Genomic DNA, 25449 nt, shown 5'->3' with positions numbered 1-25449 from the left:
ATTGCGGGAAACAGGTGGGCGGATTGTGCTCGAAACCGCCCCGCCCCGTTCGAAAAATACCGCCCCCACTCCAGCGCCGAAGGACTGGCCTTAACCCGGAAACACCGCGGAACCGGCTTTGCCGGGCCGCAGGTGTTGCCCCCGGTGAGGGGGTAGGCGCAGCGACACGAAGTGAAGTGCGCGAAGGCTGGGGGTGCTCAAGGCTTTAACCAGCGAGGGACCTTGAAGCGCACGATCATGAGGTAGGCAGCCACATAGGTTGCAACGAACAGCGCGCAGAAGGCCATGAGGATCGGCGTGTTATTCCAGAACAGCACGGCGGGCACCACCGTCAGTGCCGCGAAGATCCACAGGTAGGGCGAGGTGCGATTGTTGCGCGCCAGCAGTTGCCGCGCCTCGTCGTCCGCGAAGGCCACGCGCACGATGCGGCGGAAGATCAGCTGGTGGAAGTGCAGCGCGTCGGCGGTGCCGGGCGACTGGCCGCGCGCGAGCTTGCGGTAGATGGAGAACACCGTCTCCCACACCGGGTAGATCAGCAGCAGCATCGGGAACCACGGCGAGACGACGCGGTGCCGCTGCACCAGGCTGACGCAGGCCACGGCGATCACCATGCCCCACACGTAGGCGCCGCCGTCGCCGGCGAAGATCTTGCCGCGCGGATAGTTCCAGATCAGGAAGCCGAGCGTCGCGCCGACCAGGCACATCACCATGGCCGCGAGCTGCCGGTCGCCGACCTGCAGGGCCACGTGCGAGATGGCGAGGCACACCAGCACGGCCACCGTGCCCGCGAGGCCGTTGTAGCCGTCGATGATGTTGAAGGCGTGCGGCAGGCCGCCGATGGCCAGCGCGGCGAACAGGACGGCGGCATAGGGCACGGCCTGGAGCCCGCTGTCGACAAGCGGGACGCCGGTGCGCGCCAAGCTCAGGCCGAGCACCCCGCACAGCAGCAGCGCCGAGCCGATGGTGAGGCCGAGGCGGTAGCGCACGGAGACCCGCTGGGTCACGTCCTCGATGATGCCGCCGAGGACGGCCGGGGCGATGCCCAGCAGCGTCAGCGCCGACGCCTTGAGGGGCCAGGACACGTTGAAGGGGTCCGAGGGGATGCCGGCCACGAGCCACGCCACGCCCATCCCCGCCATGATGCCGGCGCCGCCCAGACGCGGCACGTGGCCCTTGTGGAAGCGCTGCGGCATGTCCGCGGCATAGCGCCTGGCGTGCCGGCGCCCGCGCCGCATGAACAGCTGCACGGCCAACGCGGAGAAGAAGAAACTGATGACGATCAGGGCAATCATGTGTGGAGCGAGGGAACTCTAGAATCCCCGAGCGAAATTAGACCATGCCGCCTTCCCCCTCCCCTGCCGCCCCTCCCGCCCCTGCATCCGCGCCCCTCACGGTCTCGATCGTGAGCCACGGCCAGCTCGAACTCATCCGCCCGCTGCTCGAGCAGCTGGACCGGTTCAGCCGCGCGGTGACGGCCAAGGTGGTGCTGACGATCAACATCCCCGAGCCCGACCTGCTGGCGGGCGCCGCCTGGGGCTTCGAGATCGAGCGCGTGGAGAATGCCGTCCCCAAGGGCTTTGGCGCCAACCACAACGAGGCCTTCGCCCGCTGCGCGACGCCGTGGTTCCTTGTGCTGAACCCCGACATCCGCTTCGACACCGACGTGTTGGGGTCCCTGCTCGCGCAGGCCGCGCCCGAGGCCGGCCTGCTGGCGCCTCGGATCCTGGAGCCGGGCAAGCCGACGCCGGAGCAGCACCGGGCGATCATTACGCCGCTGGAGATCGTCTCGCGCAAGCGCCCGGGCTATGCGCGGCCGGCGGTGCCGGACTGGATTCCGGGGCTGTTCATGCTGTTTCGCAGCGCCGCGTACCGGGAGATCGGCGGCTTCGACGAGCGCTTCTTCATGTACGGGGAGGACTTCGACATCTGCGCGCGCCTGCGGCTGGCCGGCTGGAAGCTGCAGATCGCGGAACAGCTGCAGGCGCGGCACGACGCGCAGCGCGCCAGCCACCGCAGCAAGCGGCACCTGTACTGGCACATCACGAGCCTGCTGAAGGTGTGGTCGTCGGCGGCGTTCTGGCGCTATCGGCGGCTGCACCGGGCGGGGTGATTCAGACGCCTTCGAGCAGATCGCGCAACACGTCGCGCGCTCCGTAGCCGAAACTGCCGTAGCGGCCGGTCATCGCTTCCTGAAGCACGGGCAGGCAGCGTGCGAGGCGTCGCGCCGGCAGGGCCGCGCGAACGCGCTGGTGTTCGAGCTTGGACCGCACCCCGGCGATGGCGGCCGGCGGCACCTTCGCGCCCAGCGCCAGCAGGCGCGCGAGCAGAAGCTCAGCCTTGCGCACACGCCGGACGGGCATGTCGCCACGCGAGGCGAGGAGCTTGCGCAACTTGTCGACGAACGCATGGCGCCGCGCTCCGACCTGGTTGGACGCATGCTGCCGATAGTCGATGAGTTCGTCTTCGAGCAGATCGACGGGACCCACGGCGGCCGCGACGATGCCGAGCCATTCGTCGTGCAGCCACTCGACCGGAAACGGCGCGGCGTCGGCCAGCAGCGACCGGCGGAAGACGGCCGTCGCCCCGGCGACCAGGTTGCGGCGCAGGAGCATGTCGAAGGCCTGGCCACCATGGACGCCTTCCAGCTCGAACGGCTCGACTTCCAGCGCTTGAAAAAGCGAATGCCCCAGGGGCCTTCCCTCCGCGTCCACCAACCGGGCGTCGGTGTGCAGCAGCAGGAGATCGGGTCGCCGCGCGAACTCCGCCACCATGCGCGCAAGTCGGTCGGGCCGCCAGGCGTCGTCCTGGTCGCTGAACGCGATCAGATCACCCTCGCAGGCCATGGCTGCCTGCTCGAAGTTCTTCGTCACGCGCAACGCCGCGGGGTTGCGCAGCACGCGCAGCGCGACAGCATTGGCAGGGCGCTCGCGGTTGCAGTCGTCGACGGTTCTCAGCGCGATCTCGACGCATCCATCGCTCGAAGCGTCGTCGGACAGCACGATCTCGCGCGGGGGCAGCGACTGCCGGCAGATGCTTCGTATCTGCTCTCGGATGAAGCGTGCGCCGTTGTACGTGCAGAGTGCGACGGAAACGGAAAGAGGATCGGAAGCGAGGGTCAAGCGAGGCCTTGGGGCGCGGACGCAGCGTGCGCGGGCGGAATTATCGTCGCGCCCCTCGAAAACGCGGTGCCGAGGGCACGCCGTGGCGCGCCGGTAAAATCACCGGCCCTGCAAACCCCTAGGAAAAAGATGCGCGTGCTTTCTGTGGTTCTCTCGGGAGGCTCGGGCTCCAGGCTCTGGCCCCTGTCCAGGCAAGCCTTTCCGAAGCCCTTCATGAAGCTCGGCGGCTCCTCCCTGCTCCAGCAGGCCATAGAACGCGGGCAGGCATGCGGCACCGGCGACCTGATGGTCGTGACCAATAAGGACCACCTGTTCCTCACCAAGGACGTGCTGCGCCAGATGTCCGACCCGCCCGAGGCCACGCTGCTGCTCGAGCCCAGGGGACGCAATACGGGGCCGGCGATCGCGCTGGCCGCCCTCCAGTGCCTGAAGCAGTTCAGCGGCGACACGGTGATGCTGGTGCTTTCGGCCGATCACCTGGTGCCGGACGTGGAAGCCTTCGTGGCCAGCGCGAGCCAGGCCTTCAGACTGGCCGCGCAAGGCTCGCTGGTGGTCTTCGGCATCAGCCCGACCAGCCCCGACACCGGTTTCGGCTACATCGAGGTCGAACACGTCTCGCGCGACAGCCAGCCGACCAAGCGCTTCGTGGAGAAGCCCGATCTCGAGACCGCCCAGGAATACCTGGCGACCGGCCGCTACTACTGGAACAGCGGCATGTTCTGCTTCACCGCCGACGCGATCATCTCGGCGTTCGAGCGGCACGCGCCGGAGCTGCTGGCCGCCGCCCGCCGCGCCCTCGATTCGTCTCAGGCCAACGGCAACACGCTTCAGTTCGACTTGCACGCCTTCGGCCTCCAGCCTGACATCAGCATCGACTACGCGGTCATGGAGCGTGCCGACAACGTGCACGTGGTCCCCGCGAAGTTCGGCTGGAGCGATGTCGGCTCGTGGCCCTCGGTGGCCAAGGCGCACACGCCCGACGCGAGCGGCAACACCATGCCCTCGGACGTGGTGGCGATCGACACCACGGGCACCCACGTGCAGGTCGAAAGCCACGGCCCCAAGATGGTGGCCACGCTGGGCGTGCATGACCTGGTGATCATCGACACGCCGGACGCGCTGCTGGTGGCGCACAAGGACAGCGCCCAGAAGGTCAAGAAGGTCGTCGACGCCTTGAAGGCCCGCAGGCACGACACCATCAACCTGCCGGCCGTGGTCCATCGCCCATGGGGAACCTATGCATCCCTGAAGGAGGAGGACGGCTACAAGGTCAAGCGCATCACGGTCAAGCCGGGTGAATCGCTGTCCCTGCAATATCACCACCAGCGCGCCGAGCACTGGGTCGTCGTGCAGGGCACGGCGATCGTCCAGGTGGGCGATGTGGAGCACAAGACGCTTCCCGGCGAATACCGCTACATACCGCTCAAGGAGAAGCATCGTTTGACCAATGTCGGCAAGGATGAGCTGGTGCTCATCGAAGTGCAATGCGGGGTCTACCTGGGCGAGGACGACATCGTGCGGCTGGCCGACACCTACGGTCGCGTATGAGCCAGGCACACTCCAACCTGCATCGCAACGCATGGGCCGACTGGTGGGAAGGCACCCGCCGCACAGACATCTGGTGGACGCTGGCCTGGTTCGACATCGTCCTGCGCTATCGCCGCTCCATGCTCGGCCCCCTGTGGCTGACACTCAGCATGGGCTGCATGATCGGCGGCATGGGGCCGCTCTACAGCGCGCTCTTCGGCACGACGCTGTCCAAGTTCTTCCCGCACCTGGCGCTCGGCATCATCTTCTGGACCTTCTTCGCCAGCATGGTGACGGACTCCTGCAATGCGTTCATCGGGTCGTCGAACTACCTCAAGCAAGGCTACTTTCCGATCAGCCTCTTCGTCTGGCGAAGCATGTCGCGCAACCTGATCCAGCTTGGCCACCAGATCGTGCTGTACGTGCCGGTCGCATTGTGGGCGGGCATCTCGCTGTCGTGGTCGGCGCTGCTGTTCGTGCCGGCCTTCCTGCTGGTGCTGGTCAACGCACAGGCGCTGGGCCTCGCGCTCGGCATCGTCTGCACGCGCTTTCGCGACGTCACGCAGATCGTCACCAGCGTCATGCAGATGCTGATGTTCCTGACGCCCGTCTTCTGGCTGCCTGAAAGCCTGCCGGGTCGGGCCCAGCTGGTCCTATGGAATCCGTTTGCGCAGATGCTCGACCTGCTGCGCGCGCCACTGATGGGCGGGGTGTCGGGTGCCCACAACTGGTGGGGCATCCTGATCTGGACGACGCTGAGCGTGACCATTTCAAGCATGCTCTTCAAGAAATACCGCCGTCGCGTCGTCTACTGGCTCTAAGAAGAACATGGCTTTCATTTCCCTCAAGAACGTTTCGGTCAACTTCCCCATCTACGGAGCCGGCTCCGCCTCGCTGAAGAAGACGCTTGCGGCCTCGGTCACCGGCGGGCGTTTCGGCAAGGAAACCGGGGTCAACGTCGTACAGGCCCTGAGCAACATCAATCTGGAGCTCAAGAGCGGCGACCGCCTCGGCCTGACGGGCCACAACGGGGCGGGCAAGTCGACACTGCTGCGCGCGCTTGCCGGTGTCTACGAGCCTTCATCGGGCGAGTTCGTCCGCCAAGGCTCGGTGTCCAGCCTGATCGACCCCTCGCTGGGAATCGAGGTGGATGCCACCGGCGTCGAGAACATCATGCTGCGGGGACTCGTCATGGGCATGAGCAAGAAGCAGATCGATGCGCTCACGCCGGAGATCTGCGAGTTCAGCGGCCTGGGCGAGTACGTCAACATGCCGGTGCGAACCTATTCCACCGGGATGCTGATGCGGCTGGCATTCTCCATCTCGACCAGCGTCCAGGCCGACATCCTGCTGATGGACGAATGGCTGTCGGTGGGCGATGCGGAATTCACCGAGAAGGCCGAACAGCGGATGAAGGACGTGGTGGCCAAGTCCGGCATCCTGGTGCTGGCCTCGCATTCACCCCAGTTGATCGCCAAGGAGTGCAACCGGGTGATCCACCTCGAGCACGGGCGGATCGTCGAGTAACAGGCCCGCGCTGGCGGGTCAGCGCCCGGCGCGCCGCAGTGTCCGGATTTCCTCGAGCCGGCTGGCGATCCTGTGGCCCGCTGCTTCCAGCGACAGGTTGGCCTGTGCGCTGGCTAGGCCGCGCGCGCCGACCTCACGCGCCCATTCCTGGTTGTCGTAGACGCGCCGCATGAGTTGCGCGGCGCGCTCGACCGATGGCTCCGCCCACTCCAGGTGGCCGTCGTAGGGCGGTATCGGCCAACCGAGCTTCACGAGTTCGTAGGGGACGAGCAGGCTGTTGCCGTCATCCATGAAATCGACGTTGCCCGAGAAGTTGGTGGCGATGACCGGCTTGCCCATCAGCATGGCCTCGGCCATCGTCAGGCCCAGGCCCTCGCTGCGATGGAGCGAGACGTAGGCATCGCACGCGTCCATGAGCGAGAGCACGTCGTCGGGGCTGTACACCTGGTCGATCACGACGATGTTGGCGCCCGCGGCGGCGTCGCGCAGCGCCTGCAACTGCGTGGGATGCCGATCGCCATAGGAGCTCTTGAGCACCAGGCGCACGGGCTCGTCCTCGCGGAATGCCAGCTTGAAGGCGCGTATCAGGCCCAGGGGATTCTTGCGCTCCATCACACTCATCATGTGGAATATGAAGAGGAAGGTGAAAGGCTCCGGGCTCAAGCCGAAATAGGCGCGCTCGCGCCGCTCGTAGGGTGCGAGCTTGACGCCCGGGAAGAGCGTGCGCACCGGAATCGAGAGACGCTCGCGCAGCCCGCGCGCGACGAATTCGGTGGCCGCCCACACCTCGTCCACCTTGCGTGCGTGCGCAACCCACGAATCCGGGATCGAATCGAACTCCCAGTACCAGTAGGCGATCCGGTAGGTGCGAGGGCTGCGCTGGAAGAGGTGCGAACGCTTGTACGCGTCGTCGAAATACGGCTCTGGCTGCGTGTGAAGGATCGTGACATCGTTGCATTCCATGCCACGGAAATCGACGTGATGGGGGTCGTCCTTGATGTCCGTGCGGACGTCGCGCAGCGAGGTGGAAACGCCCGCCAACCTCATGGCTTCGACCATCGATTCGACCGAGACCCGCAGGCCCGAGGGATAGCAGAAGTGACCGATGACATTGACGCCGGGTCTCACGATCTCGACAGCGACCGCCTCGGGATCGAGCCGATGGCACCAGTCGCGAACCGCTTCGGGTAGGGCCGCCTCCCGCGACGACAACCAGGCCAGCAGCGCGCGCGCGCCGCGCTCGTCGGAAAGCGCATCGGGATGCGCCGCCCGCCATGCATCGCGCGCCCAATAGCTGGTGCGAATCTGCAGTGCGGGTTCTTGCCATTCTGGCCATCCGGAGGGGTCGGCCCAGTCGGCCGAGACGCCGTACTCCGCCGCGAACCAGGCCGCAAAGGCGTCGCGCCCGAAGACCGTCAGGCCATCGGGATGCTGCGCCTGCCACGCAGGTGCGAAGGAGTAGGCCAGCATGAGTTCGCGCTCCGGGTCCTGCGCGGCCTCCAGGAACAGCCACCAGATTTCCTCCAGCCGCAGATCGAATTCGGCTCTTCCGTGCTGCATGAACCAGCGCAACAGATGCAGCATGCCGGCGGGCGTCAGACCATGGGGGAGCAAGGCAACCAATCGTTCGCTGGCAAGGAACGCCTGCCTGGCGCGGGCGGAAATACCGGCCTCCAAGGCATCGCCCAGGTGCTGCTGGGCCGAGGCACCGAGCCCGAGCTCCGAGGCACCCGACTGTTGGAGCCACTGCCCGAACTCTCCGTCGCTGCCGCTGGCGAAGGCGGTCGGGAATCGCGTGCGCACATCGCCGCGCTTGCGCCACAGATCGACACAGAAGCGCGCGGCGGACCAGCGGTCGGTCACTTCCTCCGACAGGACCGGCGACCACAGGATGTCGGTCAGCGGCAGGCCGGCGGCTTTCGCCACCTTGGCGTCGTCGAACAGATCGAGGGCAGAGGGCGCCGGGACGGCCATTCCGCGCTGGCGCATGGCGATCCGCTGTTGCTCACGCCGGACCCAAGGCGCCAGCTTCGCCTCCCCCGCGCGAGCGGCGAAGCGCTGGCGCATGAGCTGGATGCGCTGCCGGACCCGCCAGGGCGTGACGATCCAGTAGACGCGCTTGACCGCGCTCCTCAAGTGCCTTCGCAGTTCGGTTTTCTCAGCCATGGTGATTCAGGAAGTCCTGGTAAGCGCTCTTCAAGCCGACATCGAGCCGGGTCTTCGCCTTCCAACCCAGGGCGGCCAGCCTGCTCACGTCCAGCAGCTTGCGCGGCGTCCCATCGGGCTTGGTCGCATCGAGGAGAAGTTCGCCTTCATATCCCACCGTGGTCTTGACGAGCTCCGCGACCTCCCGGATTGTCATGTCCTCGCCGACGCCGACATTGATCAGGGGCGTCACATCGGCATGGGTCAGCGCGGCGAATCGCTCGTCCGGCAGATCCAGCAGGAACAGGATCGCATCGCCCAGGTCCGACGAGTACATGAATTCCCTGCGCGGCTTGCCAGAGCCCCAGACAACGACCGATGGTTCCGCGTTCATCTTGGCGTAATGAAAGCGCCTGACGAGCGCAGGCAGGACATGGGAATGCTCGGGATGGTAGTTGTCGCCGGGGCCGTACATGTTGGTCGGCATCATCGCGAGGTAGCGGGTTCCGTACTCGCGGTTGAAGGCCCAGCAGGACTCGACGCCGGCGATCTTGGCAAGCGCATAGGGCCGGTTGGTCGCCTCCAGCGGCCCGGTCAGCAGGTACTCTTCCTTGATCGGCTGCGGGCAATCCCGCGGATAGATGCATGAGGAGCCGAGAAAGATCATGCGATCGATGCCCGCCTCGTGTGCCGCATCGAAGACGTTCAACTGGATGCGCAGGTTGTTGTGCAGGAAGTCGACGGGCAGGTTCGAGTTCGCCAGGATCCCGCCCACCTTGGCCGCGCACATGACGACGTGGTCTGGCCCGTGCCGCAGGAAGAACTCCCGCGTCGCGTCGCGATCCTCGAGATCGAGCTCGGCGTGAGTGCGCGTCAGGATCTCATAGTCCGCACGGCCCCCCAGCGCCTTCAAGGTGGCAGAACCGACCAGGCCGCGATGGCCTGCCACGAATACCTTCTTTGTTTCCATCAAGAACCTCAATAACTTCGCAGCGAATGCGATGAAGAACGGCACGACGCCGCGGTCAGCGCCCGAGCATCTGGCGCGCCAACCTGAGCATCGGATGCCAGATGAAGCGCGTCGACCTGAAGAGCGCATTGCGCTGGGCCAACCCGCGCAGGCCCGCAGCCTGACTACGTGCCCCGGCTGGCGCGGCCGGCCCCTCGGGCGCAAACGCGTGCTGGTACTTGCCCACATACAGCGTCTTGGCAGGCGCAAGGATAAAGCGCACGAGTTCTTCCTCGGATTCTTCCCAGATGGCGCGGCCCGCCACCGTACCCGCCCTCGCCTGCATGCCCAACCTCGATGCACCGGAGAAATCCAGGGCTTTCGGATGGTGAACGTCGTAGAGCAAGCCGTTGACGCCGGACAGGATGTACTCGTTCATCGTGCCCTGGTCGGGCGCCACGACGCATTGGCCGCGCCCCATCGCTTCCAGGAAGGACTGGCCAATGCCCTCCTCCGCACGCGGCGCGAAATAGACGTTCGCGCGCGCCATCACGGCGTTGAGGTCCGCCTTGTTCTCGAACCACGTCGAGGTGGTGATGTTGTGCAGGGCAATGTCTTCGGCCGGCGGCAGTTGCGGCGGCGGCGTGCCCGGATCGGTCGCCAGGTGAATGTGGAAGCTGTCGAAGCGCGTGTTCCCGAGGAGCTTGCGGATCGTCTTCCAGGGCAACTGGAGTTCGCGCCGGACCCAGAAGAAGCCGTGCAGGCCCTGCTGGGGAGGCGCGGGCAGGGTCTCGACCGGCTGGTAATAGCGAACGAAGTGGCTCGCGATGCCGAAGCCCGTCGTCATGCAGTGCACGGCGTTGGAAAAGTTCAGCACCTTCGAACCCTGGAATGGCTCCCAGAAGGCGGACAGGTTGAACATCGGCCCCTGCCAAAGCCCGAACTGGTCGAGCATCGGGATGTAGATGACGTTCGGATGCGCCTGCCTGAAATACCCGCCGCCCGGCGAACAGAAGGACTGGAACATGATCACCACGTCGTACGAAGCGACGTCCTCCCACGCCACGGGCGGCCCGCCCTGCCAGGCGTCGTCCCAGAAGTGATCGACGGCATGGCCACGGCGCCTCAGGATCTCCGGCAGGAACTCGGTCGAGCGTGTGGTGCGATGGAACGAATGGTCGACATAGGCAATTCGCGCCATGACAGTCACCCTCTGAGCCGCCGGTATCCACGGGCGGCGAACCTGTAGAGGCGGGGATGTTGGTGAAGTGCCCTGCGGACCAGTTCCTTGAAGGAACGTCCCAGGGGAGTCATCGCACGGCCCATGGCCGGCTGGGCGCCGGAGGCGACATCGACTGGATGCTGCAGTGTCGCCATCGATGCCCAGCCCAACGCGCTCAGAAAGTCCGGCTTGCTCTCGTGCATCGCGAAGACCCGCCGCAGGAAGAGTGTGTGATTGCCCGGCCGATCGCTCTGCTCGGCTGCAAAGGCGCCTGCGAGCTTGAAGAAGCTGTGATAGAGGCCATTGACCTCGACGGGCGAGAGAAAGCCAAACCGCTCGCTCACGACGCGCACGCATTCGAGGCTGTGCTTGCGCACGTCGCCCGAGGTGCCGCCCATCGAATAGTTGACCGTGGGCTCCCGCGTGTAGATGAAGCTTGCACCGGACTCCAGGCAGGTCATGATCCACTTGAAGTCGGCGGCGATCTTGAACGAGGTGTCGTAGGGCCCTGAGCGCTCATAGGCAGCACGGGTCGCGTAGATGGCGTTGTGGCAGTCGTTCGCGCACGTGAAGTAGCAGCCGGGATGCACGAACTCGGGATGCCATTCGTGGATGGCGTCGACCGAGCGCACCAGGGCAGCCGTGAGCAGCAGGGCGGGTTCATCGACCGCGGCGCGCATGCGATGCACGGCGATCTCGGCGGCATGTGGCTCCAGCCAGTCGTCCGAATTGAGGATGCAGATCAGCTGACCGCGTGCCAACGGAACAGCCTTGTTGATGGCCTCATAGAGGCCGCGATCAGGCTCAGAGGCGAAATAGTCGAGCCGATCTGCGTACGTCCTGATGAGTTCCAGGGTCCCGTCCGTCGACGCGCCGTCGAGCACGATGTGCTCGACGTTGTCGTAGCTCTGCTGCTGCACGCTTTCGATCGTTCGGGCGAGCGTGGCCGTGTTGTTGCGCACGACAGTCACATAGCTGACCAGGGGCCGCGTTGGCGTGCCCGTCTTCAGTTGGCCGAGCGTTCGCAGTCCGCCCTCGATGCGCCCGGAATCTCCCGGCGCGGGGAGCCGGTCGGCCCAGACCGGCCAGGCGCCCTCGTCGCGCTGCGGCGGGTTGGCGCGCTGCGCCAGAAAGGTTGGCCCCCTGCTGCCGTTCGCATAGCCGAGGAAGCTGGCTTGGGGCATGTCGTCGACACGCGCCACCGGCAGGCCTTCGAGGGCGGCGGGCAGCAGCGCCGGCGGGTGTCGCAGGCGCGCAGGTCGAGCCGCGTGGAGCTCGTTCGAAGCGCCCAGCGCATGCATCACGATTTCGGCGCAGCGGTCCCAGTTGAACAACGAAGCCCTCTGAAAGCCCTTGCGAGACAACTCTGCCCTCAAGGATTCGGAGCCGGCAATCTTCTGGATGCTCCGGGCCACACCCTCGACATCGTCGGCATCCAGCATCAACGCGGCATCACCCGTCACCTCCGGCAAGGAAGAATTGTCGGCGCAGATCACCGGCGTTCCGCAAGCCATGGCCTCCAGCGGCGGCAGGCCAAAGCCTTCATAGCGCGACAGGTAGATGAAGCAGAGCGCATCGCTGTAGAGCGCCGAAAGATCGGCGTCCTCCACGAACCCCGTCAGGAGGATGCGCTCGCGCCACCGCCCCGCTGCGGCAAGCGCCTCCTCGAGCTTTTCGAGCTTCCAGCCCGACATTCCCGAAAGGACGAGATGCATCCGGCTCGCTTCGTTCCGGTTCATGTACTCGACGAAGGCGTTGACCACCTGGTCGAGGTTCTTCCGGATCTCCAGCGTCGCCAGGCTCAGGACATAGGGCACCCCGACCGGAATGCCGTAGCGCACGCGCATCGCTGCCCGCTGGGCCTCATCGCCGCAGGGCTTGAACCAGTGGCCTGCAGCCAGGGGGATGACGGTGATCTGCGCCGGGCTGAGATCGGGCCGGTACGCGAGGAGCTCCATCTTGGTGTGCTCGGAGATCGCGAAGATCACCGTGTGCTCGTCCAGGTTCGCGATGATGCGGCGAACTTCGGCCGCGGCCTCCTGGCTGAAGTAGTCGGGCCGGTTGATGGCGATCAAGTCATAGACGATGTGGGCATGCAGCACGTTCTCGTCTTCCAGCCACTCGACCGGCGCCACGCCGAAAGGCGAGAGAAGGATGTCCGCGTCAGCCGATGGTCGGGCCCGGCGCCAGCACAGTTTGCCGGACAAGCCTTTCTCGTCGATGTACTTGCGGGCCTTGGCCTCATCGCCCTCCCTCGCAAAGAAACGCACGTCGAGACTCGATGACCGGGCGAGCCGCGGATAAAGCTCGTCGCAGACCCGGTAGACCCCTGTCTTGACGCCCTGGGCCAACACGTACATGTCAAGCGCGAGACGTGGCTTGGATTCACTCATCATTCAATATCAGGTCAACATACGGGAACGGACGCGGATCGTGCCGCCTCGCCAGAAAGAACGGGTCCCGCGCCACTTCGTTCCGATTGGGACACAGGCCAAGCACCATTCACGCCGCGGGGCCCCAAGAGAGGGAAAAAGATGCGAAAGAATGTATCCGGAACGATCGACAAAACCGCGCCTGAAGCCTGAAGCAAGGACACGTGGTCTTGACGAGAACGCCGACAGGGGAAACGCCCGTTCCCTCCCGGGACGGGGCTTCGTCCATGACTCTGTCAGAAGCCATTCTAGGGCAGCAAAACGAGACTGCTTTGTAGGCCGAGCCCGGATTCAGTCCGCTCGACGGCAAGTTCGGTTCGTGCTTCAGGCAAAATCCCCCCTCGGCCCATGCGCCGAGAAGCATTTGCGCGATGTCGCAAGAAACCGAGGCCCCTTCGCCACGAAGCGGCGCCCATAGAACTCATATCGGAAGGTACTCATGAAGAAACGCGCTGTAGTCACAGGTATCACGGGCCAGGACGGCGCTTATCTGGCCGAATTGCTCCTGAGCAAGGGCTACGTCGTTTATGGGACTTACCGCCGGACAAGCTCCGTCAACTTCTGGCGCATCGAGGAACTCGGCATCCAGGACAACCCCGACCTGCACCTGATCGAATACGACCTGACCGATCTCGGCAGCTCGATGACGCTCATGAAGGAGGCCGCGCCCGACGAGGTTTACAACCTTGCCGCGCAGAGCTTCGTGGGCGTGAGCTTCAACCAGCCCGATGCCACCGCGCAGATCACCGGCATGGGCGCCTTGCACCTGCTCGAAGCGATCCGCCTGACGAATCCGAAGATCCGCTTCTACCAGGCCTCCACTTCCGAGATGTTCGGCAAGGTCCAGGCCATCCCGCAGGTGGAAGAGACCCCGTTCTATCCGCGCAGCCCCTACGGCGTGGCAAAGCTCTTCGCCCACTGGATGACCATCAACTACCGCGAGAGCTACGGCATCTTCGGTTGCAGCGGCATCCTCTTCAATCACGAGAGCCCGCTGCGCGGCCGGGAGTTCGTCACCCGCAAGATCACCGACGCCGTGGCCAAGATCAAGCTCGGCAAGCTCGACGTGCTGGAACTCGGCAACATGGGCGCCAAGCGCGACTGGGGCTTTGCCAAGGAATACGTCGAGGGCATGTGGATGATGCTACAGGCCGAGGAGCCTGACAGCTTCGTGCTTGCGACCAACCGGACGGAGACGGTTCGCGAGTTCGTCGACATGGCCTTCAAGGCCGCGGGCTATGAGCTTCGCTTCGAAGGCACGGAGCAGGATGAGCTCGGCATCGACATCAAGAGCGGCAAGACGATGGTGCGCGTCAATCCCAAGTTCTATCGACCGGCCGAGGTGGATCTGCTGATCGGCAACCCCGCTCGCGCCAAGCAAAAGCTGGGCTGGGAACCGAAGACGACGCTGGAGCAGCTCTGCACGATGATGGTGGCGGCGGACTTGCGCCGGAATGCCGAAGGGCGTTCGTTCTGAGTGCTGCCGACCCCATGCGAGAGGACGGCATCAGGTGATTGTTGACGTGCGGACCTCGCAAGCGTCCGCGCCTTTCTCGTTGCCGCAGGCCGACGAGTCGATGATTGGCATGAGACATACCGAAAGAACAGGCGTGGATATACGCGTGGCACTCTCTTCGAAGGCAAGAATGCTCTCGTCGGCGCCGCGCGAACGGACGGCGTCCGCGGCGGATCGAACCGGGTCCGCCGATCCACGGAGCCATTCCGCTGAAACAGCCTCGCAAGCGACCGAGCGCGCCGGCGCCGGCCTGGGTGCGACCCTCAAACGGGGCCTGCGCCCTGTCGCGCGTGCTGTATTCAAGGTCCTCAAGCCGATCGGCCGTCCCTTCGCATTCCGGCTGCGCGCTTATCTGTTCAGGGAATTGCAGCTTGAAACGCAGGCGCTTCACGAGAAGGTTGCGCGCGACCTCGAAGCACACAAGCAGTCACAGCTGGAGGCCGTAGAGCGGCTGCTGACCCTCCACACCACCCATGTCCTGCGGGAAGTACAGGCCATGCGAGAGTCCTTGAGGCGCGATTTTTCCAGCATCGCGCTTGACGTTGGGCGGCAGGATCGCATCGCGGGCCAGCTCGGCCGCCTCGAAGATGAAGCGCGGGCTTCCGCATACCGGGTCGCAGTGGCGTGCGGTCCCGATGAAGTGCTGCTGCGCACCGCCGTCGGTTATGTACTGTGCCCCGCCTCCGACCACGCTCTCCTGGCTTTCGTGATGGAGTCTCGCGGCGAACTCGAGCGCGGCACCCGGCTGCTGATCCAGAAGTTGTTGAGGCCCGGCGACACTTTCGTCGACGCTGGCGCCAACATCGGCATGCACACCCTGGCCGCGGCCACGGCCGTGGGTGAAGGGGGGCGCATCGTGGCGTTCGAGCCTCTTCCCTCGACGCACGAGCTACTGCGCAAATCCATCTGGACCAACGGCTTCTCGGAGATTGTCGAGACGCATCAGGCGGCCGTGTCGAACAGGCAGGGGCGTCAGCCATTGTTCCTTGGTGCGACGAGTGGGCATCACTCCCTGTATCCGCTGCAAGCGCAGAGGGTTGCGACGCCGCCAGCGGTGGAAGTCCCGCTGGTGCGCATCGACGACGTCCTTGGTGCCGGGGCAAGAGTCGACGTGATGAAGATCGATGTCGAAGGCGCGGAACTCGAGGCCGTGGAAGGCGCTGGCGACACCATCGCCAACAACCCGGGCATTGCGCTGATTGTCGAATTCGGCATCTCCCACCTCCGCAGGACAGGACACTCGACCGAGGAGTGGCTGCAGCATTTCGAGCGCCTCGGCCTGGGCTTCAGCGTGATCGATCCGGAAACAGGAGCACTGCGCGAAGGATCGTTACAGGAGATCGAAGGCAGCTTTTCCGTCAATCTCTTTTTCGCGCGCCCAGGTTCGGAAGCCTGGAAGCGGGCGCGAGGCACGCCATGACGCAAGCAGTGGTCATGGTCGGAGCCGGAGGACACGCGAAGGTTTGCATCGAATTGCTGCGTGCGATGGGCACGGAGGTCGCCTGCTGCATCGGCGGGGAAGACAGCGGCGACTTGTGTCTCGGCGTGCCGGTGTTCAAGGGCGACGAGCATCTTGCCCGGCTCAGGCGCGAAGGCCACACACTCGCCTTCATCGCCATCGGCTCGAACGAGCTTCGCCAGCGCCTGGCCTTGTCGGCCACGGCACTGGGTTACGAACTGGTCAACGCAATCAGCCCCGCGGCGGTGGTTTCACCCAGCGCCCGGCTGGGCAGGGGGATTGCGATCATGGCCGGCGCCGTGATTAATGCAGACACCTCCATCGCCAACCTCGCGATCATCAACACCTCGGCGAGTGTCGACCACGATGGCGATATCGGCGAAGCAGCGCACATCGCGCCCCAATGCGGCCTCGCGGGCAATGTGACGGTTGCCTCGCGGGCATTCCTGGGCGTTGGTTGCAAGGTGATACCGGGCATCTCCATCGGCGCAGACGTGGTGGCGGGCGCCGGCTCCGTCATCGTTTCGCATGTCGCGCCAAACGCAAGAATTGCCGGCGTGCCGGCCAAGAACCTAAGTAAATGAACATGGACAAAATGAAGCGCATCTCAGTAGCTGAACCCAAGCTCGCCGGCAATGAACGCAAGTACGTCCTCGACTGCCTGGACACCAACTGGATTTCGTCCAACGGCAAATACATCGGCGCCTTCGAGGAGGCCTTTGCATCATTCTGCGGCGTCAAGCACGCCATCGCGGCGAACAATGGCACGACGGCGCTTCATCTTGCGCTGGTCGCACTGGGCCTCGGCCCCGGCGATGAAGTGATCATCCCGACGGTGACCTATATCGCCACCGCCAACGCGGTGCGCTATTGCGGCGCGACGCCGGTGCTGGTCGACGTGTGCGCCGACACGATGAACATCGACCCCGTCCAGGTCGAGCAGAAGATCACGCCGCGCACGCGCGGCATCATTCCGGTGCACCTCTACGGCCATCCCGCGGACATGGTGGCGCTGTCGGGCATCGCACGCAAGCATGGCCTCTGGATCCTCGAAGACGCCGCCGAGGCGCACGGCGCGGAGGTCCAAGGCAAGCGCGTGGGGAACCTATCGGAGTGCGCGACCTTCAGTTTCTTCGGGAACAAGATCGTCACCACCGGCGAGGGCGGCATGGTCACCACCAACGACGACGAGTTGGCGGCCAAGCTGCGGCTCTACCGCGGCCAGGGCGTCGACCCGAAGAGGCGCTACTGGTTTCCGGTGATCGGCTACAACTACCGCATGACCAACATCCAGGCGGCGATCGGGCTGGCCCAGATGGAGACGATCGACGCGGCACTGGAGGACCGGCAGGTCCTCGCAAAGATGTATGACGAAGCGCTGCACCCCTTGAAGGACCAGCTCGTGCTGCCCGAAACGCAACCCGGCATGCACCACGTCTACTGGATGTATACCGTCTTCCTTCGCGATGGCGACGAAGGCCGCCGCGATGCGATCATGCGCGCGCTCGACGAAGCCGGCATCGAGACGAGGCCCGTGTTCTATCCGATGCATGTGCTGCCGCCCTACAAGGAAGACGCGAGCTACCCCGTGGCGGACCTGTGGGCCCAGCGCGGAATGAACCTTCCGACACACCAGTTCATGACCAGAGATGACGTCAACCGTATCGCCGCAAGCCTGGCACAGGCCCTGGCGGTGGCCGTGGTTCGATGAGGATTGCGCTCTGCTCGTCTTTCGTTCCATTCGTCGATGGCGGCTACAGAAACATCGTTGAATGGCTCGAGGTCGTGCTGCGCGAAGCGGGGCATGAAGTGGAGCGCATCTATCTTCCCGAGGTGGACGCGCCGGATCTTCTGTTCAAGCAGATGGCCGCCTTTCGCTTCGTCGACCTGACGGCTGCGGATCGGATCATCTGCTTCAGGCCGCAATCGCACTTGATACAGCATTCGCACAAGATCGTCTGGTTCATTCACCATCTACGCGCGTTCTACGACCTGTGGGACAGCCCCTATCGCGGCTTTCCGGACGACGTGAAGCACCGCGGCATTCGGGATGCCTTGCGCGCCGCCGATACGGCCGCGCTGCACGAGGCCAAGCATGTGTTCTCGAACTCCCGGGTCGTTTCCGATCGCCTCAAGCGCTACAACGACGTGGAGAGCGAGCCGTTGTTTCCGCCGGTACTGGATCCTGAACGTTTTCACTACCGTTCGCTGAACGACGAGATCGTCTGCATCTGCCGTCTCGAAGGCCACAAGCGCCAGCACCTGTTGGTGGAAGCCTTGAAATATTGCCGCGCTCCCGTCAGGCTCCGTCTGTGCGGATTGGGCGGCGGCGTGGCCTACCCGGGCTTGCTGGCCCAACTCGCCCAGGAGCATGGAGTCACCGGCCGAGTGACACTGGAGCATCGCTGGATCACCGAAGACGAGAAGGCAGGCTACCTCGCGGACTGCCTGGCCGCGGCCTACCTGCCCTTGGACGAAGACTCCTACGGCTATCCGACCTTGGAAGCCGCCCACGCGAGCAAGCCCGTCCTGACGACCAGCGATGCAGGAGGCACGCTGGAGTTCGTCGTCGACGGGGTGAATGGACTCGTCACTCAGCCTCAGCCCGAGGCGCTGGCCGCGGCGATGGATCGGCTCTTCGACGACAGGAACGCCACCCGCCAGATGGGTGCGAAGGCCAATGCGCGCATCGGCGAGCTGAACATCAGCTGGTCACATGTGCTCGAAAGGCTCCTGGCATGAGGGTTCTTGTCGTCAACAACATGGCCCCCTTCGTCTCGGGCGGGGCCGAATCCATGGCCGCGCACCTCAAGACCCAGATCGAGATCGCCGGCCACCAGGCCGAGGTGCTTCGCATCCCTTTCCAGTGGGAGCCCGCAACGCGCATTCCTTCGCAGATGCTGATGGCCCGCGCTTTCGAGCTTCAGAACGTCGACCACGTGATCGCGCTGAAGTTTCCCGCGTACCTGATTCCGCATGCGCGCAAGAGCCTGTGGCTGGTGCACCAGTACCGGCAGGCCTACGACCTCTACGACGCCGGCCAGACCAATCTGCCGGCGGGCCAGACCGGCGCCGACATCCGGAGCCTGATCAAGAATGCGGACGACGAATGCTTCCGCGGGGCGCGGCGCATCTTCGCGATCTCGGATGTGACGCAAAAGCGCCTGGCCCACTACAACGGGTTCGCGTCCGAGGTGCTGCGCGCCCCGATCAACGATCCGGAAATCTTTGTCGGCGGCCGAGCCGAAGGCTACATCTTCGCGGGCGGCAGAGTAAATGCGGCGAAGCGCCAGCACCTGCTGCTGGAGGCACTGGCTCTGAGCTCGAAGGAAGTGCGACTCGTCATTGCCGGGCCACCGGATTCGGCGGCCGACGCGACAAGACTGCAGGAGGCCGCCGAACGCCTCGGCTTGCAGGATCGCGTGCGGCTGGACCTGAGATTCCTGGCGCGCGGGGAATATGCCGACTACATCAATGGCGCGTCGGCCGTGGCGTCCCTGCCCTTCGACGAGGAGTCCTTCAGCTATGTCGCGATGGAGGCCGCGACGGCGGAAAAGGCCTTGATCAGCACGACCGACAGCGGCGGCGTCCTGGGTCTTGCAAGGCATCACAAGACAGGATGGGTGGCCGAGCCCCTGCCCGAGGCTTTGGCTGAAGTGATGAAGGCCGTGTATTCGAATCCAAGGCGCACGCGCGATTTCGGGGTCGCGGCCAAGGCATGCTGGGTGGACTACAACATCACCTGGCCCGCCACGGTGGAGGCACTTCTGTCATGAAGCTCGTCATCTTCACCCCCTTCGCAAGATCGTCGGCGATCGGCCGCGTGACGGCGTTGATCGTCAAGGCTCTTCTGCAACAGGGGCACTCTGCCGTCGTGATCCGAACGGAGCAGGAGTCCCTCTTGCTGTCTCCCACGCACGGCTGCGAGGCCGAAGTCATTCCGTGGACGGATGCCAAGGCAGTGCGGGCTGCCGTCGACGACGCGGATGCGCTTGTCTACCAGATCGGCAACAACTACGCCTATCACTGTGGCGGCCTGCACTGGCTTGCAATGCTGCCGGGCATCGTGTGCCTGCATGACTTTCTGGTGGCCCACCTCTTCATGGAATGGGCCCAAGGCAGACGGGCGCAGGCGGAGCGCGTTCTGACCGAGTGGTATGACGCGGATGCAGCGACCGAATTCTTCAGCCCCGCGGACTCAGAAGCCTTTATTGAAAGGGCGGGCCGGCTGTTTCCGATGACCGAATGGATCTGCTCGATGGCGCTTGCAGTCGTGTCGCACAGCCACTGGGGAATGCGGCGCGTCGCCAATTCGTGCCCCGGGCCGCTGCGCGTTCTTCCATTGCCTTATGACGCGCCTTCATGCACGCGGCACGCTACGACTGCAGGACACAGCGACGGGTCGGTGAACGTGCTCACGGTCGGACATGTGAATCCGAACAAGAGAATCGACAGCGTGATCCGCGCGATCGGATCAAGCACGGCTTTGCGCAGCACTGTTCGCTACCGGCTTTGCGGCCTGATCGAACCGCGCATGGCCGTGCAACTGACGGCACTCGCGCACGCTCACGGCGTCAATCTGGAAATCTCAGGGGAAACCGACAGCGTCGTCCTGCAAGGCGCGATGAACGACGCCGACATCGTCTGCTGCCTCCGCTGGCCCAGCCTCGAAGCCGCATCGGCGACGACCATTGAAGGCCTGCTGTACGGAAAGGCTGTCGTTGTGACGGACGCGGCCTTCTACAGCGAATTGCCGGACGACTGCGTGCAGAAGATCTCGGTGACCGACGAGATAGCGGAACTGAGGGCAGCGCTGGAGCATCTTTGCGCGAACACCGAGGCTCGCCGGGCCATGGCGATGCGAGGGCAAGAATGGGCCACCAGGACATTCAGCGCCACAAGCTACGCCGAGCAGTTGGAGGATTTGGTCCAATTGGTGGCAACCGCGTCACCAGCAATCAACATGGCAGGGGACATCCTCAATCAGATGAGCGAATGGGGCGCCTCCGCGGCCTTGATGACGGCCGAGGATATGATGCGTCCACTGGACCTGTTTTGTATTTCGGGGCAGCCGGACACCGGCGTTGCGGGCTCGTGAGTTGATAGATCGAGCATTGAAGAGAAGAGGTCTTGATTCCATGAACAGTTCAGTGCCCGCAAGCGCAAAGGCAACTACGCTCGCTGGCGAGCGCCATCAGAGCCACATCAGCTACAGACGCGACATCGATGGCCTTCGGGCCATTGCCGTGCTTGCTGTGCTCGTGTTCCATGCGTTCCCTACGGCCCTGCCCGGCGGATTTGTCGGCGTGGATGTCTTCTTCGTCATCTCGGGCTTCCTCATCACAAAGGTCATTCTGACCAATCTCGAACGAGGAAGTTTCACCCTCGGCGACTTCTATGTGCGCCGCGTCCGGAGGATCTTTCCAGCATTGCTTGTGGTGCTGGTCGCGTGCCTGGCGTTCGGCTGGAAGACCATGCTGGCGGAGGATTTGACTCAGCTCGCGAAGCACGTTTTCGGCGGCGCAACGTTCTCCTCCAACCTGCTGCTGTGGAAAGAAGCCGGCTATTTCGACAAGGCATCCGAGGCGAAGCCGCTCCTGCACTTGTGGTCGCTGGGGATCGAAGAGCAATTCTATCTCGCCTGGCCAGTTCTCATGTGGCTGGCATGGCGCCAACGCGTTTCACCTGCCATCCTGATTGGCCTGACCGCGCTCGCATCGTTCCTACTCAACGTGGCGGAGGTAAGGACCAACCCGACGGCAACTTTTTAGTCGCCGCTGTCGCGCGCGTGGGAACTGCTCATGGGCGCAGCGCTCGCCTATGGCGGCTCCCCTGCTCGCTTTAGCCAGACGCAACGCAGCATCGCTTCCTCCGTCGGCGTGGCCTCGATCGTGGTCGCAGTCTTCTGTCTGAAGAGCTCCAGCAGGTTTCCAGGCTGGTGGGCGCTCCTTCCTTCCGTGGGTGCGTGCCTAATCATCGCCGCAGGCTCCGGCGCGTGGGCGAATCGCGCGATTCTCGCGCGCCCACTCACGGTTGGCATTGGCCTCATCAGCTTCCCGCTCTATCTTTGGCACTGGCCGCTGCTGACGCTCGGGCGCGGCGCGGTGCCGGACACTACTCTCGGACGTGTAGGCTTGTTGCTTTCCAGTGCGGCGCTGGCCTGGGCCACCTACGCGCTCGTCGAAAAGCCGCTGCGCTTCGGCGGCAGGGCCAGGCTCAAGGCCCTCTCGCTGGGCGCACTGATGTTGGTCATCGCGTGTATTGCTGGCACGATCTACAAAGGCGCAGGCTACCCGACTCGCTATCCAGAGTTTATTCAGAACGCCACGCAATATGACCTCGACGGATATCGGACTGGCATGCGGTGGCGCAAGTGCTTCCTGGACACCGATCAGGACGCGAGCCAACTGGCGCACGAATGCGTCGAGCAGGGCAACAAACCTCTCCTGGTGCTCTGGGGCGACTCCGGCGCCGCATCGCTCTATCCTGGCTTTCGCGAGGGTGTGCCTGACGTCAGGATGGCCCAGTTCACCGCCTCCTCTTGCCCGCCCATACTCGCTTACACCAGCGACGCCAACCTGACGTGCAGTGGCAAGAATCGTAAGGCGCTGGAGATGATTACTAAGCTCAAACCCGAAATCGTGGTTCTTACTGCGATCTGGCTCAACTACACCAATGACATTGCGCAGCTGGCCGACACGATCGCCAATGTGCGCCGCCTCGGAGTTCGCCACGTTGTCATCCTCGGACCGGTGCCAGCCTGGAAGGACACACCATCGCGCATTGTGTTTCGCCTTTGGCAAGAGGATCCACTGCACCTCGTACCGTCGACCAGATTGGGCTATCGAAAGTTCGGCCTGTATGAAGACGACCCGGTGCCGCGCAGCGAAAGACTCGAAATCGCGCTTCGGAATGTGGCCGGAGAATCGGGTGCGACCTATGTATCGGCCTTGGCCGCACTGTGCAACGACCAAGGCTGTCAGACGCGGGCGTCGAGCAAGGGTGGGGAATCCTTCTATCTGGACATCGTGCACCTGAACCGCACGGGCGCGGAGTTCGTGGTAAAGGCCATTGCAGACCAGCTTGCTTTCGTCGAATCAAGAAAAGATACCAAATGATCTCCATCTTCGTACTAGCTTAGACAGAATGGCTTGAGCCGTTGAGGCAGCCCGTCCCCGGGACGACCGTGGGTGCGCCGAGCCACGACGCTGCAGCCCGAGAGGGAGACGCGCCGCGCAGCAGATCGCCTTCGAGGAGTACCTGCAGGCGGTGAGCGAAATCGGGGTGCGCACATCGCACACCTAGAACAGTCGCTGCGAAACGGCTGACGGGCTGCTCGCTGGCGCCGGTAGCGGCCGCGCTGCAGGCGCTGCGCGGTGTGCAGCTCATTGCAGCGGTCACGCTGGTCGCAGAGATCCAGGACTTTCATCGCTCCGCCAACCCACGCCAGTTGATGACCTGCCTGGGCGGGGTTCCCAGCGAGGACTCCAGCGGCCAGCGCCCCCGATAGAGTGCCATCACCAAGGCCGGCAACTCGGCGGCCCGGCGCGTGCTAGCGGAGGTGGCACATCTGCACCGCGATCCCGCTCGAATCAGCGCAGCCATCGGGGAGCGCCAATCGGACCTGCCCAAGTCCGCGACCGACATGGCCTGAACTGCGCAGTTGCGTAAGCGCGCGGTGATCCCGTCTTGACTGCAGTCGCAGATCAGGCTGGCAGCGTGGCAGCCGGCGATCCGGCAGGAGTTCGGCGACGCGACTGGCCGGCTGCGTGGGCAGGCGCTCGAGGATGTCGCTGAGGTAGTCGCCCGCAAGCCGCCGCGCAAGATGTGCTTCGGCGAGTTCAAGTCTCCGGTCAGTCGAGTTCGAATTCGATCGGGCGAGTAGGTGGTGCCACATGGGCGCAGGTTCGCACGCCCCTAACGGCGTCACCGTCACTGGAGTACCGCATCAAGTCACTGTGCCGGCCAACGGCCTAGCCGGGCGCACCCTGCCGTTCTCTTCCGACTCCCGACTCGTGGAGTGGAGAGCATGAGGACTCGCGCTGCTGTCACTTGAGGCTTCAGGGCCGGGGGCTCCTTCGTTGAGCCACAATCCTGCCGGGTCCTCCTGAGAAAGGCGACACCACAGACTGCCATTGACGTTTTAGGCCATCATGGAAAAAGACTCGCAGAAAATCGAATTCGCAAACACGCTCCGAGGGGCTGCCGCCCTCAGCGTCATGCTCGCGCACTACTGCATCGTCTTTTGGGAGTACCGGGACATCGCGGGCGGTCTGACGAATTCGACAGTGCTTTCCTCGACAATTGCCACGCCACCCTATCTGCTCGCGCTGAACGTCCTTGACCCGTTCAGCTTCGGAATTTTTGGTGTCGCGCTATTCTTCTTGATCAGTGGCTTCGTCATTCCCTTCTCATTCCAGCGTACCGATTGGCGTGGTTTTCTCGTCGGTCGCACGCTTCGCATCTATCCGACCTACTGGGTCGGACTGACAACATCAATCCTCGTAATCCTGATCAGCGGATCGCACTACGGTAAAGCCTTTCCGTACGCTCCTAGCGTAGTCATGACGAACTACTTCCCAGGGTTGCGTGACGTCGTCTGGGTGGCGGGAATTGATGGGATCATCTGGACGCTAGATATCGAGGTGAAGTTCTATCTCGTCTGTGCGTTGGCTTCGGTCTTGCTTTCCGCTGGCAGGCCCTTGTTGTTTGCCATGCCCTTGGCCCTCTCACTGCTCGCTGTGCTAGCGGCGCCCTCAGTGACATGGCTGCTGAAAGCAGGCAATCCGTCATATGGCTACGTATATACGCTCTGCGCATCGATCCAATACTTGGATTTCATGTTCATCGGAGTTGCCTTCAATTTCTTATACCGACGCCACCTGAGTCCCAAACTCTTCCTGGCTATCGTCGCCGCACTGTTTATCGCGATGGCCGCGATCTGCTGGCGCGCTTCGACCGTGCCATTCAATCTCATGTTGACGTACGGCATTGCGTTGCTCGTCTTCGCCGCAGCGTTTGTTTTCCCGTCGGTCTGCAAGAGCCGCCCACTGACCGACTTTCTAGCGTCGATCAGCTATCCTCTGTACGTTGTGCATGGCGTTCTTGGGTATGCGGTGCTCCGGCTGACGGCCGGTGCCGGTTGCCCGGCATGGCTGGCGATTTTCGCTGCTGTGGTGTCGGCCATCGCCGTGGCAACAACCATTCACTACGCGGTGGAATCGCCCGCGCATTCAGCCGGACGCGCGCTTGCGGCTCGCTTTCGATCTGGCAACCGGCTGGCCTCGGGGCGCTCCGTTCCCTAGACCGAGCTTTGGCCTCTAAAACGCGATAGATCAAGCAATGGCGCGGCTTCGCGCCRTTTTTTGGCCTAATTGTGTTCCCATGTAAATRGCGTATGTTTACCTTGTAAATTCGGGTTCGTTTACTACCATGTAACGCATGTACATCGAGACCGTCCCCAACCGCCACTCCCCACCCGCCGTCCTGCTGCGCGAGGGCTATCGCGAAGGCGGCAAGATCGTCAAGCGCACCCTGGCCAAACCCTGGCCAA

21 protein-coding genes are annotated in these 25449 nt (G+C 64.0%); 15 read left to right on the top strand and 6 right to left on the bottom strand.

From position 1 onward, the window contains the following. Window positions 1–197 precede the first annotated feature (197 nt). Window positions 198–1292: an MraY family glycosyltransferase gene (locus AC1DNF_RS15025; RefSeq protein ID WP_478149407.1), complete on the bottom strand. Its 1095-nt coding sequence runs from the start codon at window positions 1290–1292 to the stop codon at window positions 198–200. 44 nt (window positions 1293–1336) lie between these two features. Here AC1DNF_RS15025 and AC1DNF_RS15020 point away from each other — a divergent pair, with 44 nt between their 5' ends. Further along, window positions 1337–2110 (top strand): glycosyltransferase family 2 protein, encoded by a 774-nt coding sequence (locus AC1DNF_RS15020; protein ID WP_478149406.1) that lies wholly within the window; start codon window positions 1337–1339, stop codon window positions 2108–2110. Between the two features lies 1 nt (window position 2111). Here the strand turns inward: AC1DNF_RS15020 and AC1DNF_RS15015 are convergent, their stop codons facing one another. Further along, window positions 2112–3119 (bottom strand): glycosyltransferase family 2 protein, encoded by a 1008-nt coding sequence (locus tag AC1DNF_RS15015; protein ID WP_478149405.1) that lies wholly within the window; start codon window positions 3117–3119, stop codon window positions 2112–2114. Window positions 3120–3248: 129 nt separating this feature from the next. Between AC1DNF_RS15015 and AC1DNF_RS15010 the strand changes: the two genes are divergently transcribed. Genes AC1DNF_RS15010 through AC1DNF_RS15000 form a run of 3 tightly spaced genes read left to right on the top strand, consistent with a single transcriptional unit; the run spans window position 3249 to window position 6173 of the window. Then, window positions 3249–4667 carry a mannose-1-phosphate guanylyltransferase/mannose-6-phosphate isomerase gene (locus AC1DNF_RS15010; protein ID WP_478149404.1) on the top strand — a complete coding sequence of 473 codons (1419 nt, stop codon included), beginning with the start codon at window positions 3249–3251 and terminating at the stop codon, window positions 4665–4667. After that, window positions 4664–5467, top strand: a complete 804-nt coding sequence (locus AC1DNF_RS15005; RefSeq protein ID WP_478149403.1) for an ABC transporter permease — start codon at window positions 4664–4666, stop codon at window positions 5465–5467. The genes AC1DNF_RS15010 and AC1DNF_RS15005 overlap by 4 nt, the downstream gene beginning before the upstream one ends. Window positions 5468–5474: 7 nt before the next feature. After that, window positions 5475–6173, top strand: a complete 699-nt coding sequence (locus AC1DNF_RS15000; protein ID WP_478149402.1) for an ABC transporter ATP-binding protein — start codon at window positions 5475–5477, stop codon at window positions 6171–6173. An 18-nt stretch (window positions 6174–6191) separates the two neighbouring features. On the opposite strand, the gene AC1DNF_RS14995 is transcribed toward AC1DNF_RS15000, so the two are convergent. From AC1DNF_RS14995 to AC1DNF_RS14980, 4 genes are read right to left on the bottom strand one after another with little or no spacing between them, the layout of a single operon-like run. Continuing rightward, a complete protein-coding gene (locus tag AC1DNF_RS14995; protein ID WP_478149401.1) occupies window positions 6192–8339 on the bottom strand; it encodes a glycosyltransferase family 4 protein in 2148 nt (715 codons plus the stop codon). Next, window positions 8332–9288, bottom strand: a complete 957-nt coding sequence (locus AC1DNF_RS14990) for a GDP-L-fucose synthase family protein (protein WP_478149400.1) — start codon at window positions 9286–9288, stop codon at window positions 8332–8334. The genes AC1DNF_RS14995 and AC1DNF_RS14990 overlap by 8 nt, the downstream gene beginning before the upstream one ends. Before the next feature lie 55 nt (window positions 9289–9343). After that, on the bottom strand, window positions 9344–10468 hold the full coding sequence (locus tag AC1DNF_RS14985; protein WP_478149399.1) for a glycosyltransferase: 1125 nt from the start codon (window positions 10466–10468) through the stop codon (window positions 9344–9346). A gap of 5 nt (window positions 10469–10473) precedes the next feature. Further along, entirely contained in the window at window positions 10474–12882 is a 2409-nt protein-coding gene (locus tag AC1DNF_RS14980) for a glycosyltransferase (protein WP_478149398.1), read from the bottom strand. A 478-nt stretch (window positions 12883–13360) separates the two neighbouring features. Here AC1DNF_RS14980 and gmd point away from each other — a divergent pair, with 478 nt between their 5' ends. The 11 genes from gmd to AC1DNF_RS14925 all read left to right on the top strand — a co-directional run bounded on the left by gmd (window position 13361) and on the right by AC1DNF_RS14925 (window position 25201). Further along, a complete protein-coding gene (gmd, locus tag AC1DNF_RS14975) occupies window positions 13361–14398 on the top strand; it encodes a GDP-mannose 4,6-dehydratase (protein ID WP_478149397.1) in 1038 nt (345 codons plus the stop codon). A gap of 145 nt (window positions 14399–14543) precedes the next feature. Beyond that, window positions 14544–15857 carry an FkbM family methyltransferase gene (locus tag AC1DNF_RS14970; protein WP_478149396.1) on the top strand — a complete coding sequence of 438 codons (1314 nt, stop codon included), beginning with the start codon at window positions 14544–14546 and terminating at the stop codon, window positions 15855–15857. Then, on the top strand, window positions 15854–16480 hold the full coding sequence (locus AC1DNF_RS14965) for an acetyltransferase (protein WP_478149395.1): 627 nt from the start codon (window positions 15854–15856) through the stop codon (window positions 16478–16480). The genes AC1DNF_RS14970 and AC1DNF_RS14965 overlap by 4 nt, the downstream gene beginning before the upstream one ends. A gap of 2 nt (window positions 16481–16482) precedes the next feature. After that, window positions 16483–17607, top strand: a complete 1125-nt coding sequence (locus tag AC1DNF_RS14960; RefSeq protein WP_478149394.1) for a DegT/DnrJ/EryC1/StrS family aminotransferase — start codon at window positions 16483–16485, stop codon at window positions 17605–17607. Continuing rightward, window positions 17604–18638 carry a glycosyltransferase family 4 protein gene (locus AC1DNF_RS14955; RefSeq protein WP_478149393.1) on the top strand — a complete coding sequence of 345 codons (1035 nt, stop codon included), beginning with the start codon at window positions 17604–17606 and terminating at the stop codon, window positions 18636–18638. Before AC1DNF_RS14960 ends, AC1DNF_RS14955 begins: the two co-directional genes overlap by 4 nt. Then, a complete protein-coding gene (locus AC1DNF_RS14950) occupies window positions 18635–19672 on the top strand; it encodes a glycosyltransferase family 4 protein (protein WP_478149392.1) in 1038 nt (345 codons plus the stop codon). The genes AC1DNF_RS14955 and AC1DNF_RS14950 overlap by 4 nt, the downstream gene beginning before the upstream one ends. Further along, window positions 19669–20994, top strand: coding sequence for a glycosyltransferase family 4 protein (locus AC1DNF_RS14945; RefSeq protein WP_478149391.1), 1326 nt, complete (start codon window positions 19669–19671; stop codon window positions 20992–20994). The genes AC1DNF_RS14950 and AC1DNF_RS14945 overlap by 4 nt, the downstream gene beginning before the upstream one ends. A gap of 40 nt (window positions 20995–21034) precedes the next feature. Beyond that, the gene (locus tag AC1DNF_RS14940) at window positions 21035–21667 is read left to right on the top strand and encodes an acyltransferase family protein (protein WP_478149390.1); all 633 of its coding nucleotides are present in this window, start codon (window positions 21035–21037) and stop codon (window positions 21665–21667) included. 30 nt (window positions 21668–21697) lie between these two features. Beyond that, the gene (locus tag AC1DNF_RS14935) at window positions 21698–23014 is read left to right on the top strand and encodes an acyltransferase family protein (RefSeq protein WP_478149389.1); all 1317 of its coding nucleotides are present in this window, start codon (window positions 21698–21700) and stop codon (window positions 23012–23014) included. Between the two features lie 206 nt (window positions 23015–23220). After that, window positions 23221–23406, top strand: coding sequence for a transposase (locus AC1DNF_RS14930; protein WP_478149495.1), 186 nt, complete (start codon window positions 23221–23223; stop codon window positions 23404–23406). A 643-nt stretch (window positions 23407–24049) separates the two neighbouring features. After that, the gene (locus AC1DNF_RS14925; RefSeq protein ID WP_478149388.1) at window positions 24050–25201 is read left to right on the top strand and encodes an acyltransferase family protein; all 1152 of its coding nucleotides are present in this window, start codon (window positions 24050–24052) and stop codon (window positions 25199–25201) included. Window positions 25202–25449 lie beyond the last annotated feature (248 nt).

The organism is Variovorax sp. 01T432 (assembly GCF_056398605.1).
This window is presented reverse-complemented; position numbering and strand designations above follow the sequence as displayed.